Annotated in this window: 13 protein-coding genes and 1 riboswitch; all 13 genes read left to right on the forward strand. The window is 37.0% G+C overall.

The window, feature by feature from the left end; all coding sequences use genetic code 11:
* Window positions 1–102: 102 nt before the first annotated feature.
* The 13 genes from ACK4M9_RS15420 to ACK4M9_RS15480 all read left to right on the forward strand — a co-directional run bounded on the left by ACK4M9_RS15420 (window position 103) and on the right by ACK4M9_RS15480 (window position 15426).
* On the forward strand, window positions 103–1068 hold the full coding sequence (locus ACK4M9_RS15420) for an asparaginase (protein ID WP_409852378.1): 966 nt from the start codon (window positions 103–105) through the stop codon (window positions 1066–1068).
* Window positions 1069–1166: 98 nt separating this feature from the next.
* A complete protein-coding gene (gene prsW, locus ACK4M9_RS15425) occupies window positions 1167–1817 on the forward strand; it encodes a glutamic-type intramembrane protease PrsW (protein ID WP_409852380.1) in 651 nt (216 codons plus the stop codon).
* 84 nt (window positions 1818–1901) lie between these two features.
* Window positions 1902–2069 carry a hypothetical protein gene (locus tag ACK4M9_RS15430; RefSeq protein ID WP_409852381.1) on the forward strand — a complete coding sequence of 56 codons (168 nt, stop codon included), beginning with the start codon at window positions 1902–1904 and terminating at the stop codon, window positions 2067–2069.
* A 253-nt stretch (window positions 2070–2322) separates the two neighbouring features.
* Window positions 2323–2430: riboswitch (SAM riboswitch) on the forward strand.
* A 101-nt stretch (window positions 2431–2531) separates the two neighbouring features.
* Complete coding sequence (locus tag ACK4M9_RS15435; protein WP_409852384.1) at window positions 2532–3653, forward strand: methionine biosynthesis PLP-dependent protein; 1122 nt, start codon at window positions 2532–2534, stop codon at window positions 3651–3653.
* Window positions 3646–4797 (forward strand): cystathionine beta-lyase, encoded by a 1152-nt coding sequence (gene metC / locus ACK4M9_RS15440; protein ID WP_409852386.1) that lies wholly within the window; start codon window positions 3646–3648, stop codon window positions 4795–4797. The genes ACK4M9_RS15435 and metC overlap by 8 nt, the downstream gene beginning before the upstream one ends.
* A gap of 42 nt (window positions 4798–4839) precedes the next feature.
* A complete protein-coding gene (locus tag ACK4M9_RS15445) occupies window positions 4840–6690 on the forward strand; it encodes a bifunctional homocysteine S-methyltransferase/methylenetetrahydrofolate reductase (RefSeq protein ID WP_409852389.1) in 1851 nt (616 codons plus the stop codon).
* Window positions 6691–6711: 21 nt separating this feature from the next.
* Window positions 6712–10152 carry a methionine synthase gene (gene metH / locus ACK4M9_RS15450; RefSeq protein ID WP_409852392.1) on the forward strand — a complete coding sequence of 1147 codons (3441 nt, stop codon included), beginning with the start codon at window positions 6712–6714 and terminating at the stop codon, window positions 10150–10152.
* Between the two features lie 150 nt (window positions 10153–10302).
* Window positions 10303–11412, forward strand: a complete 1110-nt coding sequence (locus tag ACK4M9_RS15455) for a cell wall hydrolase (protein ID WP_409852395.1) — start codon at window positions 10303–10305, stop codon at window positions 11410–11412.
* Window positions 11413–11426: 14 nt separating this feature from the next.
* Window positions 11427–12773, forward strand: a complete 1347-nt coding sequence (gene ypeB, locus ACK4M9_RS15460) for a germination protein YpeB (protein ID WP_409852398.1) — start codon at window positions 11427–11429, stop codon at window positions 12771–12773.
* Between the two features lie 259 nt (window positions 12774–13032).
* Window positions 13033–13701 (forward strand): flagellar brake protein, encoded by a 669-nt coding sequence (locus ACK4M9_RS15465; RefSeq protein WP_409852400.1) that lies wholly within the window; start codon window positions 13033–13035, stop codon window positions 13699–13701.
* Window positions 13702–13766: 65 nt separating this feature from the next.
* Window positions 13767–13979 (forward strand): DUF5359 family protein, encoded by a 213-nt coding sequence (locus ACK4M9_RS15470; RefSeq protein ID WP_409852403.1) that lies wholly within the window; start codon window positions 13767–13769, stop codon window positions 13977–13979.
* Window positions 13980–14170: 191 nt separating this feature from the next.
* Window positions 14171–14836: a (d)CMP kinase gene (gene cmk, locus ACK4M9_RS15475; RefSeq protein ID WP_409852407.1), complete on the forward strand. Its 666-nt coding sequence runs from the start codon at window positions 14171–14173 to the stop codon at window positions 14834–14836.
* Window positions 14837–14838: 2 nt separating this feature from the next.
* A complete protein-coding gene (locus ACK4M9_RS15480) occupies window positions 14839–15426 on the forward strand; it encodes a lysophospholipid acyltransferase family protein (RefSeq protein WP_409852409.1) in 588 nt (195 codons plus the stop codon).
* Window positions 15427–15437 lie beyond the last annotated feature (11 nt).

A 15437-nucleotide genomic window follows, 5' to 3' on the forward strand; every position in this document is an offset into this window, starting at 1 on the left:
AAACTTATAATTCTTAATCTCAGTGAGGTGTAATTTTACCTTATTTTCACTCTTTGCTATAATTAGAAGCGGTATGAAATCAATAAAAGAGGTTGTGGGTCAATGAAAAAAGTAGTGTTATTAGCCACTGGGGGTACAATTGCAAGTAAACCTAATAAAGAAGGTAGACTTGTTGCAGGGGAATTAACAGGAAATGAACTAGCCAAAATTTGTGGAATACCAAATGATATTGAGGTTGAAGTCATTTCTATCCTTCAAAAGCCGAGTATGCATATTACAATTGCAGATTTATTAGATATAAAAGTAAAGATAGACGAAATTTTTAAAAATAGCAAAATTGACGGGATTGTCATCACTCATGGAACTGATTCGTTGGAGGAAACGGCATACTTTTTGGACTTGGTCATTGCTGATGAACGACCAATTGTTATTACAGGTTCACAACGCGCTCCCGATGAAATTGGAAGTGACTCTTATATTAATTTACGACATGCTATTTATACAGCATGTGATCACCAATTAAAAGGTGTTGGAACAGTCGTTGTTTTTAATGAACGTATATTCGCTGCGAAATACGTGAAGAAAGAACACGCTTCAAATATCCAAGGGTTTAATGCCTTTGGCTTTGGTTATCTAGGTATTATTGATAACGATAAAGTTTATTTATATCAAAAACCGGCTAACCGCGAATTTTATAAAATTGAAAGTCCTAGAGAAATTCCTAATGTAGATATCATTATGAGTTATTTAAATGCAGATGATAAATTTTTAAGAGCTTCAATCGAGTCAAAAACGTGTGGAATTATTTTAGAAGGTACGGGCCGTGGGCAAGTTTCGCCTCTCATGATGGAGGCGATTGGTGAAGCGTTAAGCAAAGGAATATACATTTTAATTACCACTGCTAGTGAAGAGGGCTATGTGTATCCAACTTATGAATATTTAGGAAGTGCCTATGACTTAGTTAAAGCGGGTGTTATCTTAGGTGGGGACTTAGATAGTAAGAAAGCTAGGATTAAACTAATTGTTTTATTATTAGCAAATGAACAAGTTAAAGAAAAATTTGAATGAGAGTAAAAAACATAGAGTAAAGTCTATGTTTTTTTACTTCTCATCTAACTAAGATACATGTTACCATTAGAAAAAAGAGAGAGAGGAACCTAGTTGTAATGGTTAGTATCATTTTTGCAAGTTTAGCTCCTAGCCTAGCTCTACTTTGTTTTTTTTATTTAAAAGATAAATATAATTCTGAGCCTCTTGGCATGGTATTTAGAAGCTTTATTTTTGGAGCTTTATTAGTGTTTCCAGTGCTGGTTATTCAATATGCCTTTCAAGAAGAGGGGTACTTAATAAATACACTTTCACAAGCCTTTATTTCTGCAGCTTTATTTGAGGAGTTTTTTAAGTGGTTTATCTTATTTTATACTGCATACAAACACGCCGAGTTCAATCAACATTACGATGGGATTGTCTATGGCGTTAGTGTTTCGTTAGGATTTGCTACGATGGAAAATATTTTTTATCTGGTCGCTTATGGATATGGAGTCGATCTCGCATTAGTTCGAGCGTTGTTGCCAGTTTCAGGGCATGCGTTATTCGGTGTTATTATGGGTTATTACTTTGGTAAGGCTAAGTTTAGTAATAAAAGTAATGAGAAAAAGCTTTTGTTATTTGCCTTCCTAATACCGTGGTTATTGCATGGTATGTATGATTATATTCTTTTTGTTTCTAATTATTGGGTGTATATGATGTTGCCGTTTATGATTTTCTTATGGTGGCTAGCGTTAAAGAAAGTTAAACTAGCTAACGAAAAACAGTAAAAAAAGATTTCCAATAGTGAAAAAAACGCCAAAAATAGGGTATAAATAGTCTATAGACAGAAGTGTGTTAAAGAGGTGAAAGTATTGTTAGAACCTAAACAAAGGTATAAGGTAACTGTAAGGTGCTATGATTGTGGCGAGAAGTTTATTTTGCGCGGTAAATTAAATAGGGATGGGAATTATGAAACTGGGTTTAAACGATGTGTCTGTGGAAATGAAGAAGGGTTACAAATAGATGCACAACCGCAATAAAAAACACCATCTTCAATGAAAAGTCGCTGCCTTTCGCTTTCTTCAAAACTCTAACTATTTTAGAGGCTTGTTCAAGGGAATTCAGCGACATCTTCTAAAAAAGTAAAAAGTTGTTTTAAGGTTATTTTTAATTGGCGATAATAGTCTATTTATTAATGTTTTAAAACCTATTTCGCAAAAAGAGTTGCATTTGCTCTCGAAATAGTGTAGTTTAATAATCAATATAAAATAAAAATTCATATAATTCGTTTAATTCTTATCGAGAGAGATGGAGGGAAGTGGCCCTATGAAATCTCAGCAACCAGCCTATAGTGGTCAGGTGCTAAATCCATCAAGTTTTTCAAAACTTGAAAGATAAGAAGAAGGAAACTGCTATCAGTGACTTCTTCTTAATTTAGAAGAAGTCTTTTTATTTAGTTAATTTTTAGTCATTTAAAGCGTTAATTTAAAGGGGTGGAGAATATGGGATTTAAGCATCTTGAAACGCAGTTAGTACAGTTAGGTAATAGAAGTGATACAAAAACAGGTACGGTTAATCCACCGGTTTATTTTTCAACAGCCTATCGTCATGAAGGAATTGGTCAGTCAACAGGATATGACTATAGTAGGACTGGAAATCCGACCCGACATATTTTAGAAGAAGGGATTGCTTTATTAGAAGGTGGGGATCGCGGTTTTGCATGCAGTTCAGGGATGGCTGCAATTCAAACCGTTATGTCTATATTCAAACAAGGAGATGAAATTATTGTTTGCCAGGATTTATATGGGGGGACGTATCGCCTGTTTGAACAAGGCTGGAAACATTGGGGTGTGAACTTCCGATATTGGGATGGAGTCAATTTCGAACAGTTGGAAGCTTTGGTTACTAAAGCTACGAAAGCAATCTTTATTGAAACTCCTACAAATCCACTAATGCAAGAGTTGAGTATTACTAGAGTAAGTGATATTTCAAAAAAATATGAACTGTTACTAATTGTCGATAATACATTTTATACCCCTTATATTCAAAGGCCAATTGAAGAGGGGGCAAATATAGTAATTCATAGTGCAACGAAATATTTAGGTGGCCACAATGATGTTTTAGCAGGTCTGATTGTTGCAAAAGGTGATGGTCTTTCTGAAAGGATTGGCTTTTTCCATAATGGTATTGGTGCGACATTATCCCCGTTTGACTCTTGGTTATTAATTAGAGGGTTGAAAACGTTGGCTTTAAGAATGGAGAAGCACGAAGAAAATGCAAAAGTAGTGGCCAGTTTTTTAACAGAGCATCCACTGGTTACAGATGTTTTATACCCAGGTCGTGGGGGAATGCTGTCTTTTAGGATCAAAGATCCTAAATCTGTAAATAAACTATTACAAAATTTGAAGCTAATTACCTTTGCAGAAAGTCTTGGTGGCGTAGAAAGTTTAATGACGTATCCTACAACCCAAACGCACGCCGATATTCCAGAGGATGTTCGTGAAAAGTTTGGAGTCTGTAAAAGACTTTTACGTTTTTCCGTAGGTGTTGAAAATAAAGAAGATTTAATTGATGACTTGACGCAAGCATTGGCATGTATCGAAGGGGGAGCTAACATTGGCTGATCAATACCATATCCAAACAAAACTCTTGCACAATAACCATAAAGTCGATCAACAAACTGGTGCCGTAAGTGTGCCAATTCATCATTCGTCTACATTTCACCAATTTTCCTTCGATGAGTTTGGTGAATACGATTATGCAAGAGGGGCTAATCCGACTCGCAAAGCTCTTGAAGAAGTCATCGCGCAGTTGGAGGGTGGAACACGTGGTTTTGCCTTTTCGTCAGGAATGGCTGCTATTTCAACTGCATTTATGCTTCTTTCAAAGGGCGATCACGTGTTAATTACTGAAGATGTTTATGGCGGAACGTATCGTTTCGTTACCCAGATCCTTATAAAATTTGGTATCGAACACACATTTGTTGACATGACAAATGAAACTGAAGTTGAAAGCAAAATTCGAGCAAATACAAAATTGATTTATATTGAAACGCCTTCTAACCCTACATTAAAAATAACAGATATAAAAGCGATTGTTGGAATTGCGAAAGCTCACAATTGTTTAACGTTTTGTGATAATACGTTTCTAACACCAGTGTTCCAAAAACCGCTAGATTTGGGTGTTGATGTTGTGCTTCACAGTGCTACGAAATTTTTAGGAGGGCATAGTGATGTTGTAGCAGGTCTTGCTATTGTTAAAGATGAAGAACTTGGTAGACAACTTGCGTTTTTACAAAATTCTTTTGGGGCCATCTTAGGTGTTCAAGATAGTTGGTTAGTATTGCGAGGCTTAAAAACATTACAAGTCAGGATGAATGCTAGTTCCTTAGCCGCCTTAACAATTGCTAAATGGCTAAGCGAGAGAAAAGAAGTAAAAGCCGTATATTATCCTGGACTTCCTAACCATCCTGGTAGAAGTATTCAGGAACAACAAGCTACTAGTCATGGAGCGGTCTTATCGTTTGAATTCCCAACAAAGAAAAATGCAAAAGACTTTGTTGAAAATGTAAAGTTACCTGTTTTTGCTGTCAGTTTAGGAGCAGTTGAAACAATCCTTTCATACCCGGCAACGATGTCCCACGGCTCTATGCCTGAACAAGAGCGATTAAAACGAGGCATCACTGACGGTTTATTAAGACTTTCTGTAGGTTTAGAAGATGTAAATGACTTAATTGACGATTTCCAACAGGCATTAAATGCTAAATAAACTAAGAATAATGTTCTAGCTCTAATAGAAAGGAAGATACAAATGAGTTTTTTGCATGAAATGAAAACGAGGACGTTAATTGGAGACGGAGCTATTGGAACATTTCTGTACTTAAAAGGACTAGATCGTTGTTTTGAAGAATTGAATTTGACTGATCCGTCAAAGGTTCAAGAAGTTCATCAAGCATATCTTCAGGCGGGGGCTCAGCTCATTCAAACAAACACATATGCAGCAAATAAAATAAAACTGTCACGCTACGGTTTAGAGGATAAAGTTGCAAAGATAAATAAAGCCGCGGTAAATTGTGCAAAGAAGGTTATTACTAATCAAGAAGCTTACTTGTTAGGTACGATTGGTGGAATTAGAGGTTTTCAAAAAAGAGCTCATTCAATAGCTGATATCATCGGTAGTTTTGAAGAGCAAATGAATAGTCTCCTTGAATCTGAGGTTGATGGATTATTACTAGAAACATTCTATGACTTTGAAGAGCTTTCAGCGTGTTTAAAAATAGCTAGAAAAAATACGAATTTGCCTATTATTGCCCATGTTTCGTTAGATGAAGTTGGAGTACTACATGGTGGTATACCATTAAAAGCAGCCTTAACGGCTTTAGAGGATTTTGGTGCAGATGTAGTAGGAATGAATTGTCGAATGGGTCCTTTTCATATGCTACAATCATTCGAAGAAGTGCCACTATTAAACAAGGCATTCTTATCAGCTTATCCAAATGCGAGTTTACCAGATTACAAAGATGGTCGCTTAGTTTATCAAACGAACCCTAAATACTTCGGTGATAGTGCCAAAGCATTTGTCGAAGAGGGTATTCGACTTATTGGTGGCTGTTGTGGCACGACGCCTGATCACATAAGAGCAGTTGCCAAGGCAGTGAAAGACGAAAAGCCGATCAATGAAAAGCAAATAAAAGTTAAACCTAAGCAGTCTGTCATTATTCTTCAAAAAGAGCAACATGAAAGGCTCTCTAGTATTGCCAAAAGGAAAAAATCAGTAATCGTCGAGTTAGATCCACCAAAAAAGTTGAATACTGAGCGTTTTTTTGAAGGTTCAAGGAATTTAAGGGAAGCGGGTGTTGATGCTGTTACATTAGCAGATAATTCACTGGCTTCACCGCGAATATGTAACTTGTCATTAGCATCGATTATTAAAAGAGAATATAACGTCAGGCCACTCGTTCACATTACATGTCGTGACCGCAATTTAATTGGTTTGCAATCACATTTAATGGGATTACACACTCTTGGCATTGACGAGTTGCTAGCTGTAACAGGTGACCCAACTAAAATTGGTGATTTTCCGGGGGCGACATCAGTGTACGATCTTGCTTCATTTGATTTAATTCGTTTAATTAAGCAGATGAATCAGGGGGTTTCTTTCTCGGGTAAAGATTTAGGAGAAAAAACGAATTTTTCTGTGGGTGCTGCCTTTAATCCTAATGTGAAGCATATTGAGAAAATGGTTCAGAGAATGGAGAAAAAGCTTGAGTGTGGAGCTGACTACTTTTTAAGTCAACCAGTATTTTCAAAAGAGCAAGTAGGCCAAATATATGAGGCGACCAAACATATAAAAGCACCGATTTATTTAGGTGTTATGCCATTAACTAGTAGCAGAAATGCTGAATTTCTTCATAATGAAGTTCCGGGTATTAAATTAACGGAGGAAACTCGTCTACGAATGGCGAGGGTTTCAAATGATGTAGAGGCCTCCCAGTATGAAGGGCTACAAATTGCAAAAGAACTAGTTGATGAAGTCCATCATTATTTTAATGGCTTATATTTAATTACTCCTTTTTTACGGTATGAAACGACTGTCGAGTTAACAAAGTATTGGAACATGAAAAATGAGGTAGTAAGTGGCAAAAAAAGTGCAACCAATTAAGTACCTGAAAGGAAAGATTACATGAAACAACAATCATTTCAAGAACGGTTACAAAAAGAAATATTAGTTTTAGATGGTGCGATGGGAACGATGTTGCAAAATAAAAATTTAACAGCTGAAGATTTCGGTGGTGAACATTACGAAGGGTGTAACGAATATTTAAATATCACTGCACCTAATGTGATCCAAGATATTCATGAAGCTTATTTACAAGCCGGCGCAGATATTATTGAGACGAATACTTTTGGTGCAACAAATATTGTTTTAGCTGATTACGATCTCCAGCATTTAGCTATCGAAATAAACGAAAAAGCAGCAGCAATTGCCAAACTAGCTGCTGTAAAATATTCAACTGAAGCTTGGCCACGCTATGTAGCAGGTTCTATGGGGCCGACAACAAAAGCGTTATCAGTAACAGGGGGGGCAACTTTTGAAGATTTAATTGAAGCGTATGAACAGCAAGCCTATGGCCTTCTTCTTGGAGGTGTTGATGTTCTCCTTGTTGAAACGAGTCAAGATACGAGAAATGTTAAAGCGGCATATGTAGGTATCGAAAAGGCGTTTGAGAAGGTAGGAAAAAAGGTCCCCTTAATGATTTCTGGAACGATAGAACCAATGGGGACAACGTTAGCAGGACAAAATATCGAAGCCTTCTATTTATCAATTGAACATATGAACCCAGTTGTTGTAGGTTTGAATTGTGCAACAGGTCCTGAATTCATGCAAGATCATCTTCGTTCGCTCGCAAATCTTTCATCTACAGCAGTTATTTGTTTTCCAAACGCAGGTTTGCCAGATGAAGAAGGTCATTATCATGAGTCACCTGAGATGTTAGCGAGAAAGCTGAAACAATTTGCTAGTAATGGTTGGTTAAACGTTGTCGGTGGTTGCTGTGGAACGACTCCAGAACATATTAGCGCAATCAGAGATGCGATAAAAGGGTTAAAGCCACGGCAACTAGCGAGTGTCCACCCTCATGCGTTAAGTGGAATCGAGCCCTTAATCTATGATGAAACGATGCGCCCGCTATTTGTTGGAGAACGGACAAATGTGATCGGCTCTAGAAAATTTAAAACATTAATTAAAGAAGGGAAATTTGAGGAGGCATCTGAAATTGCAAGGGCCCAAGTTAAAAGAGGGGCTCATATTATTGATATATGTTTAGCTGACCCTGATAGTGAAGAAGTTGAAGATATGGAGAACTTCCTTCCTTACGTTGTCAACAAAGTCAAGGTCCCACTAATGATTGATTCAACAGATGAAAAGGTCATTGAAAGGGCTTTAACATACTCTCAAGGGAAAGCTGTCATCAACTCAATCAATTTAGAGGACGGTGAAGAGAGATTTGAAAGTGTCATACCTCTTGTTCATCGCTATGGTGCAGCTGTTGTTGTAGGAACGATTGATGAGATTGGTATGGCGGTAACTGCAGAACGTAAGCTTGAAGTTGCCTTAAGATCGTATGATTTACTAGTCACACGGTATGGAGTGAAGCCTCAAGATATTATTTTTGATCCACTAGTATTTCCGGTAGGAACAGGTGATGAACAATATATTGGTTCTGCAAAAGCTACAGTAGAAGGAATTCGCATGATTAAAGAAAAATTGCCGCAATGCTTAATTATTCTAGGGGTTAGCAATGTTTCTTTCGGGTTACCACCGGTTGGAAGAGAGGTTTTAAACTCTGTATTTCTCTATCATTGTACACAAGCAGGACTCGATTACGCGATCGTTAATACAGAGAAGCTAGAACGATTTGCCTCTATTAAAGAAGAAGAGCGAATTCTAGCGGAAAAAGTTCTATTCGAGACAACAGATGAAAATTTGGCAGAATTTACAGCGTTCTATCGTGGCAAAAAGAAAGACGATAAAAAGCCTCAATTAAATCTAACGCTAGAAGAGAGACTTCAAAGCTATGTGGTTGAAGGAACAAAAGAGGGGTTAATCCCTGATCTTGAACTGGCTTTAGAAAAATATGACACACCCTTAGAAGTAATAAATGGACCGTTAATGGCAGGAATGGATCAGGTAGGTAAGCTATTTAATAATAATGAGCTTATTGTAGCTGAGGTTTTGCAAAGTGCTGAAGTGATGAAAGCTTCTGTTCAATTTTTGGAACAATTTATGGAGAAGAAGGATGATAGTGGAAAAGGGAAGATATTACTTGCCACAGTTAAAGGTGACGTCCATGATATTGGAAAAAATTTAGTTGAAATCATTCTTAGTAATAACGGTTTTAAAGTTGTTAATTTAGGAATTAAAGTTACATCTAACCAACTTATTGAAGCAATAAAAAAAGAAAACCCAGATGCGATTGGTTTATCGGGTTTGTTAGTGAAATCAGCACAACAAATGGTTTTAACTGCTGCTGATTTAAGGGAACAACAAATATCTATTCCAATATTGGTAGGTGGAGCAGCTTTAACACGGAAATTTACTGAAACAAAAATTCAGCAACATTATGATGGAAACGTGCTTTACGCGAGTGATGCCATGAATGGCTTAGAGATTGCTAATCGTCTTTTTCATGAAGATAATAAATTCAAAAAAGTAATCGTGAAAACAGAAACAGCAATACAAGAAGCTGATGAATGTGAAGAACAAATAGAAATAAAACTTGATAGTATTGGGGAACGTCGTTCAAATGTTTCAACAAGTAATAAAATTGCCATTCCTAGTGATTTAAAGAAACATTCATTTTTAGATTATAAATTAACGCATATTAAACCTTATATTAATTTTCAGACTTTACTAGGGAAACATCTTGGCCTAAAAGGAAAAGTAAGCCGTTTAATTAAGGAAGGAAATGAAAAAGCGATTCAATTAAAAGAGAAAGCTGATGAATTATTTCAAGAAATTGTAGAGGGGAAATTGTTACAAGCAAGAGGTGTCTATCAATTTTTTCCGGCTCAGTCGGAGGGGAATGATATTATTATCTTTGACCCTGTCAATCCTTCGGTAGAAATTGAACGGTTTACGTTTGTGCGTCAGAGAAAGTCCCCGTATTTATGTTTAGCCGATTTTATTCGTCCTAAAGAAAGTGGCGAGATCGACTACGTCGGATTTTTTGTAGTCACTGCTGGAGTAGGAGTTAGAGATTTATCGACTGAATGGAAAGAGAATGGAGACTACTTAAAAAGTCATCTCATCCAGGCCTTGGCCTTAGAAATGGCAGAAGCTTTTGCAGAGCATCTTCATCATATAATGAGAAATTCGTTAGGAATTCCTGACGATCCTGATCTAACAATGCAAGACCGATTTTCGGCAAAGTATCAAGGTGTAAGAGTTTCATTTGGATATCCAGCATGCCCTGAGTTAGCAGATCAACAAAAACTATTTCGATTACTAGACCCAAAGGAAATTGGTATTGATTTGACTGAAGAATATATGATGGATCCTGAAGCATCTGTTTCGGCAATGGTCTTTGCTCATCCTGAAGGTCGTTATTTTAATGTTGAATAGGAAGTATTAACGTCACTGGTTTCCAGTGGCGTTTTTCTCTTCATTTTATGAGTAATATAGGCTTTTTTGTATAAAAATTGGTAAACGACAAACACTAGCGTTATGAAGAAAAAATGTTAGATTGTATTTTTTATAGGGAGGTTTGACTACATGAATAAGAACTTAAGAAAAATTCCTCTTTTGATCATGATGTGCTTTATTGCATTCCCGACATTTTTTCAGGCAACACAAGTCGGAGCGTTTTCAGATCAAATTATTCAACGCGGGGCTACAGGTGATGATGTTGTAGAGTTGCAATCAAGACTCCAATATATTGGGTTTTATAATGGAACCATAGATGGGGTATACGGATGGGGAACGTATTGGGCAGTTAGAAAATATCAAGATGAATTTGGTCTTGAGGTAGACGGTCTAGTTGGACCAAAAATGAAAGCAATGTTAGAGAAAAGTACAGATTTTGATTATGAGTGGGTTCACAAGCAATTTTATGAAGGTAGGAAATTTACTCACTATGGAAAGACGCCTAAAGAAATACAAAGTGGACCTAAAGGAAGTAAAATTCCACCATTAGAGCAAGAGAGACGGAAACAGAAACAAACGAAGCAGCCATCAGCAACGCCAGGAGGAACACCAGCACCAGGGTCGCCACAGGCAACGCCAGGTGAAACACCAACGCCAGGATCGCCAGAGGCAACACCAGGTGAAACACCAGCGCCAGGGTCACCAGAGGTAACACCAGGTGAAACACCGGCGCCAGGGTCACCACAGGCAACACCAGGTGAAACGCCAGCACCAGAAACTCCAGCTACTGAGGGCGAGCCTGTACCTGAGGAAGAGCCTGTCCCAGATGCTACAGCAGGAGATACTCCAAATGTAGAACAAGCTATAAATGTACCTGCAGGTTTTTCAGATAATGACATTCGTATTATGGCACAAGCTGTATACGGAGAAGCTCGTGGTGAGCCATACATTGGTCAAGTAGCCGTAGCAGCGGTAATCTTAAATCGGATCAATAGTCCAACATTCCCGAACACTCCTTCAGGCGTAATTTTTGAGCCAAGAGCTTTTACAGCAGTTGCCGATGGACAAATTTATTTAGAGCCAAATGAAACAGCTCGTCGCGCAGTTTTAGATGCTATTAATGGGCAAGATCCAACTGGCAATGCGCTATATTACTTTAACCCTGATACTGCAACGTCAGGTTGGATTTGGACGAGACCGCAAATTAAAAAAATTGGTAAACATATATTCTGTAAATAATGGAGGTGAGGTAAATGATACGAACAATTTTATTAGCAGTACTAGGCGTAGCCGTTGTTTCGACAGCGTATTGGGGCTACCAAGAGCATCAAGAAAAAAATTCAATCTTAATAAAAGCAGAGAATAACTATCAAAGGGCTTTCCATGACTTAACATATAACTTAGATTTACTCCATGACGAAATCGGTGCTACACTTGCAATGAATTCAAGGGAGCATCTTTCTCCTTCGCTTGCTGATGTGTGGCGATTGACATCAATGGCACAACTGAATTTAGGACAATTACCATTAACATTAATGCCATTCAGTAAAACTGAAGAATATCTTTATAAAGTCGGTAACTTTAGTTACCGAAACGCTGTTAGAGATCTAGAAAATGAACCATTATCGAAAAGTGAATATGAAACATTGGAGAGTTTATATGGGCAAAGTGGCGATATCCAAAAAGAAATGCGTAAAGTTCAGTCGATGGTTTTAGAAGAAGATCTGCGTTGGATGGATGTAGAATTGGCCCTTGCTTCTGAGGATGAACCTCTAAATAATGCTATAGTTAATGGTTTTCACATCGTTAACGAAAAAGTTGAAGGGTTCAGTGAGGTTGACTGGGGGGCTGATTCACCACAGTTACAAACGAATGATGAAGCATTGAACGAGCGGTTAAATGGTAAAGAGATAACGGCTGACGAAGCGAAGGAAATAGCTTTAAAATTCTGTGAAATGGAAGACGCAGAAGTTGAAGTTGAGGAAACAGGTGATGGTCTTGCATACCAAGCGTATACAGTGATGATCAATGATCCTGAACATGAGGCTAATATTTTTATGGATATTTCTAAAAAAGGTGGTCATCCAATTTGGCTATTACAAGATCGCCAAGTTGGTGAAGCGACTATTAGCTTAAATGAAGCTTCAGAACGGGCGAAAGAGCTATTGGAGAAAAATGAAATAAACGATATGCAGTTAGTTGATAGTAAGCAGTATAATGCGGTTGGAGTATTTAATTTTGCCTATTTAAAAGATAACGTTAGAGTATATTCCGATGCGATCGTTATTGAGGTTTCATTACAAGATGGCGAAATCATTGGCTATGAGGCATCAGCTTACTTAACGAACCACCAGGAAAGAGACGTTTTGGAACCGACTCTTACGATGGAAGAGGCTAAAGAAAGCTTAAATCCAGCCCTTGAGGTAATGGAACATCATATAGCGATGATTAAAAATGATTTAGGGGAAGATGTTTTAACATATGAATTTTTTGGTGTTATTAAAGATGACACGTACAGAATATTTATAAATGCAGAAACTGGTAACGAAGAGAAAGTTGAAAAATTAAAAAATGCAGAAGCAGTATATAAATCTGCGTAACTAAAATAGAGGCTATTCCAAAGCAATCAATCACCTCATCTACTATTAACAGACCGTGTACAAACTTACACTTCTACTATGGTATCACTTCGAGGGAAATTGAGACTTTGGGATCGCCTCTTTTACTTGAAACCAGTTTAAATGCAAAAAAGATCTATTAATTAAAACTAACTTATATCCGGAAGGTTTTTTTTTTGCTAATATAAGATATAAACGATAGTTCATAAATGGAAAACAACTTTGGAAGGAAGTAGTCATCTTGCTTAATATCGGTGATACGATTTATTTAGACTTAGACGATGATCAAGAAGGGGGGAAGCAACGTTTTAAATGTAGACTAGTTGACCGAGTTAGGGAATATCTTTTCATTGATTACCCGATCAATGATAAAACAAAAAAGGTTGCTTTTTTCCATGATGGCACTGAATTTAGCGCATCATTCAATGGAAAAGACCAAGCTGTCTATTTATTTCAAACACAAATACTAGGAAGAAAAAAGGCAAAAATCCCTATGCTTGTAATAAAAGACCCGGGGCTAGAAAAGTATATTAGAATACAAAGAAGACAGCATGTTAGGGTTGAAGCTACTATTGATGTGGCAGTTCACCCAAAGAATAGTGAGTTTGCTCCGTTTGTCTCCGTTACAGCTGATATTAGTGGAGGTGGCATCGCGCTTGTCTTACCTAAAATTCATAATATACCTGTTGGCAAGGAAATCACCTGTTGGCTTTGTTTACACATGCAAACTGGGGAAATAAAATACATAACAGTTGATTGTCATGTAATCCGAATTATCTCAACAAAAGACAGTCCAAGGGAAAAAGCCTCATTACAATTCACTGAAATAAATGAAAATGATCGACAAATAATCGTTCGTTATTGTTTTGAAAGGCAACTTTATATAAGAAAAAAGGGAATCGCAGAATAAAACAGTGCAAACTGAATTAAACTATCAATAATATTACCAAATGTTGTATGAAGGGATAGTTTAAAATGAGTAATTATCTAAAAAGGCTTGAAGCAATTTTACTGAAAATTACTTTTCTGCAGTTTTTCTTTTTAATTCTAGCTCAAATCCTTCTATATAAAAAAGAACTATCGCCCTACTTAAGTAGGACGATTTTTTCGGAAGGTGTCTTTTTAGAATATGCACTCCGGGCAATGGAAACATTAGACCAACTTACTACAATATGGTATTATATCTAAAGATATTTAGTTGCCTAGCGTAGGAAATTTAAATATTTCACTCTGAGTGAAATTCATAGAGCTATATAGTTGAGAAAATATGAATTATGAAATTGATAAACTTTATAAAAGAATAATCTTCTGAGCCGTTTAAAGGAAAGTACGAGCATAACTAGGGTTTAGGTTTAGTTTACGTATGAAGAGGTGCACTTATGAAAAACAAGATTAACATAGCAATTGATGGTCCAGCAGGAGCCGGTAAAAGTACAGTAGCAAAGTTAGTAGCTGAGCAGCTCGAATTTATCTATATAGATACAGGGGCAATGTATCGAGCACTTACATATAAGGCAATTAAAAATGTTGTCGATCTCCAGAAAGAACAACAGCTTAGTGACTTGTTGAATGACACTAAAATCGAGTTAACAACATCCGCAAAAGTTTATCTTGATGGAGAGGATGTTTCAGAACTAATTAGATCTCAGGAAGTGACAAATTCGGTTTCATTTGTTGCTAGCCATAGTGCCATTCGTTTTGAAATGCTAGATAGACAGCGAGAGATGGCTGTTAACGGTGGCACTGTCATGGATGGACGCGATATTGGAACGGCGGTTTTACCAGATGCAGAGGTAAAAGTGTTCTTAATAGCTACAGTAGAAGAAAGAGCAAGACGTAGGTATGAAGAAAATATCGCGAAAGGATACCCAACGGATCTTGAACAATTAAAGCAAGAAATTTCCTTAAGAGATAAGCGAGACTCGGAAAGAGAAACTGCGCCATTAAAAAAAGCCGAAGATGCAATTGAAATTGATACGACAAAATTGTCGATCACCGAAGTAGTTACCTCAATTTTACAAATAGTTGCTGAAAGGACGAGATGAGCGTGAACTTGTACACTGCAGGGCAAACTATTTGTAGAAGCTACTTATCTACTTTTTATAAGGTCCAAGTAATTGGTAAGGAAAATATCCCCAATCATGAAGGTGTTTTGCTCTGTTGTAATCACATTCACCTTATGGATCCTCCTTTTTTAGGTTCATATATTGAAAGACCCATTCACTATATGGCAAAGGCTGAACTTTTTGAAGCTCCAATTTTAAAATCTATATTACCAAAACTTAATGCCTTTCCAGTCAGACGTGGAATGAGTGATAAACAAGCGTTAAGACAAGGGCTGAGAATATTAAAAGAGCAGAAAATCTTGGGGATCTTTCCAGAAGGAACAAGAAGTGAAACAGGACAATTACAAAAAGGGCTTGCTGGCGTAGGTTTTTTTGCTTTAAAAACAGATGCCCAAGTGGTACCTAGTGCGATAATCGGTCCATATAAACTGTTTAAGCCATTAAAAGTTGTTTACGGAAAGCCCCTTAATTTTGATAAACTAAGAGAAGAGAAAGCTTCTTCTGAGGAAGCTACCAATTATATTATGAAAGCAATAGCGGAACTTATTGAAGAGCACAATGGTAACTAAATCTTAATAAA

This window comes from Anaerobacillus sp. (genome assembly GCF_046314235.1).
Lineage (GTDB): Bacteria > Bacillota > Bacilli > Bacillales > Anaerobacillaceae > Anaerobacillus.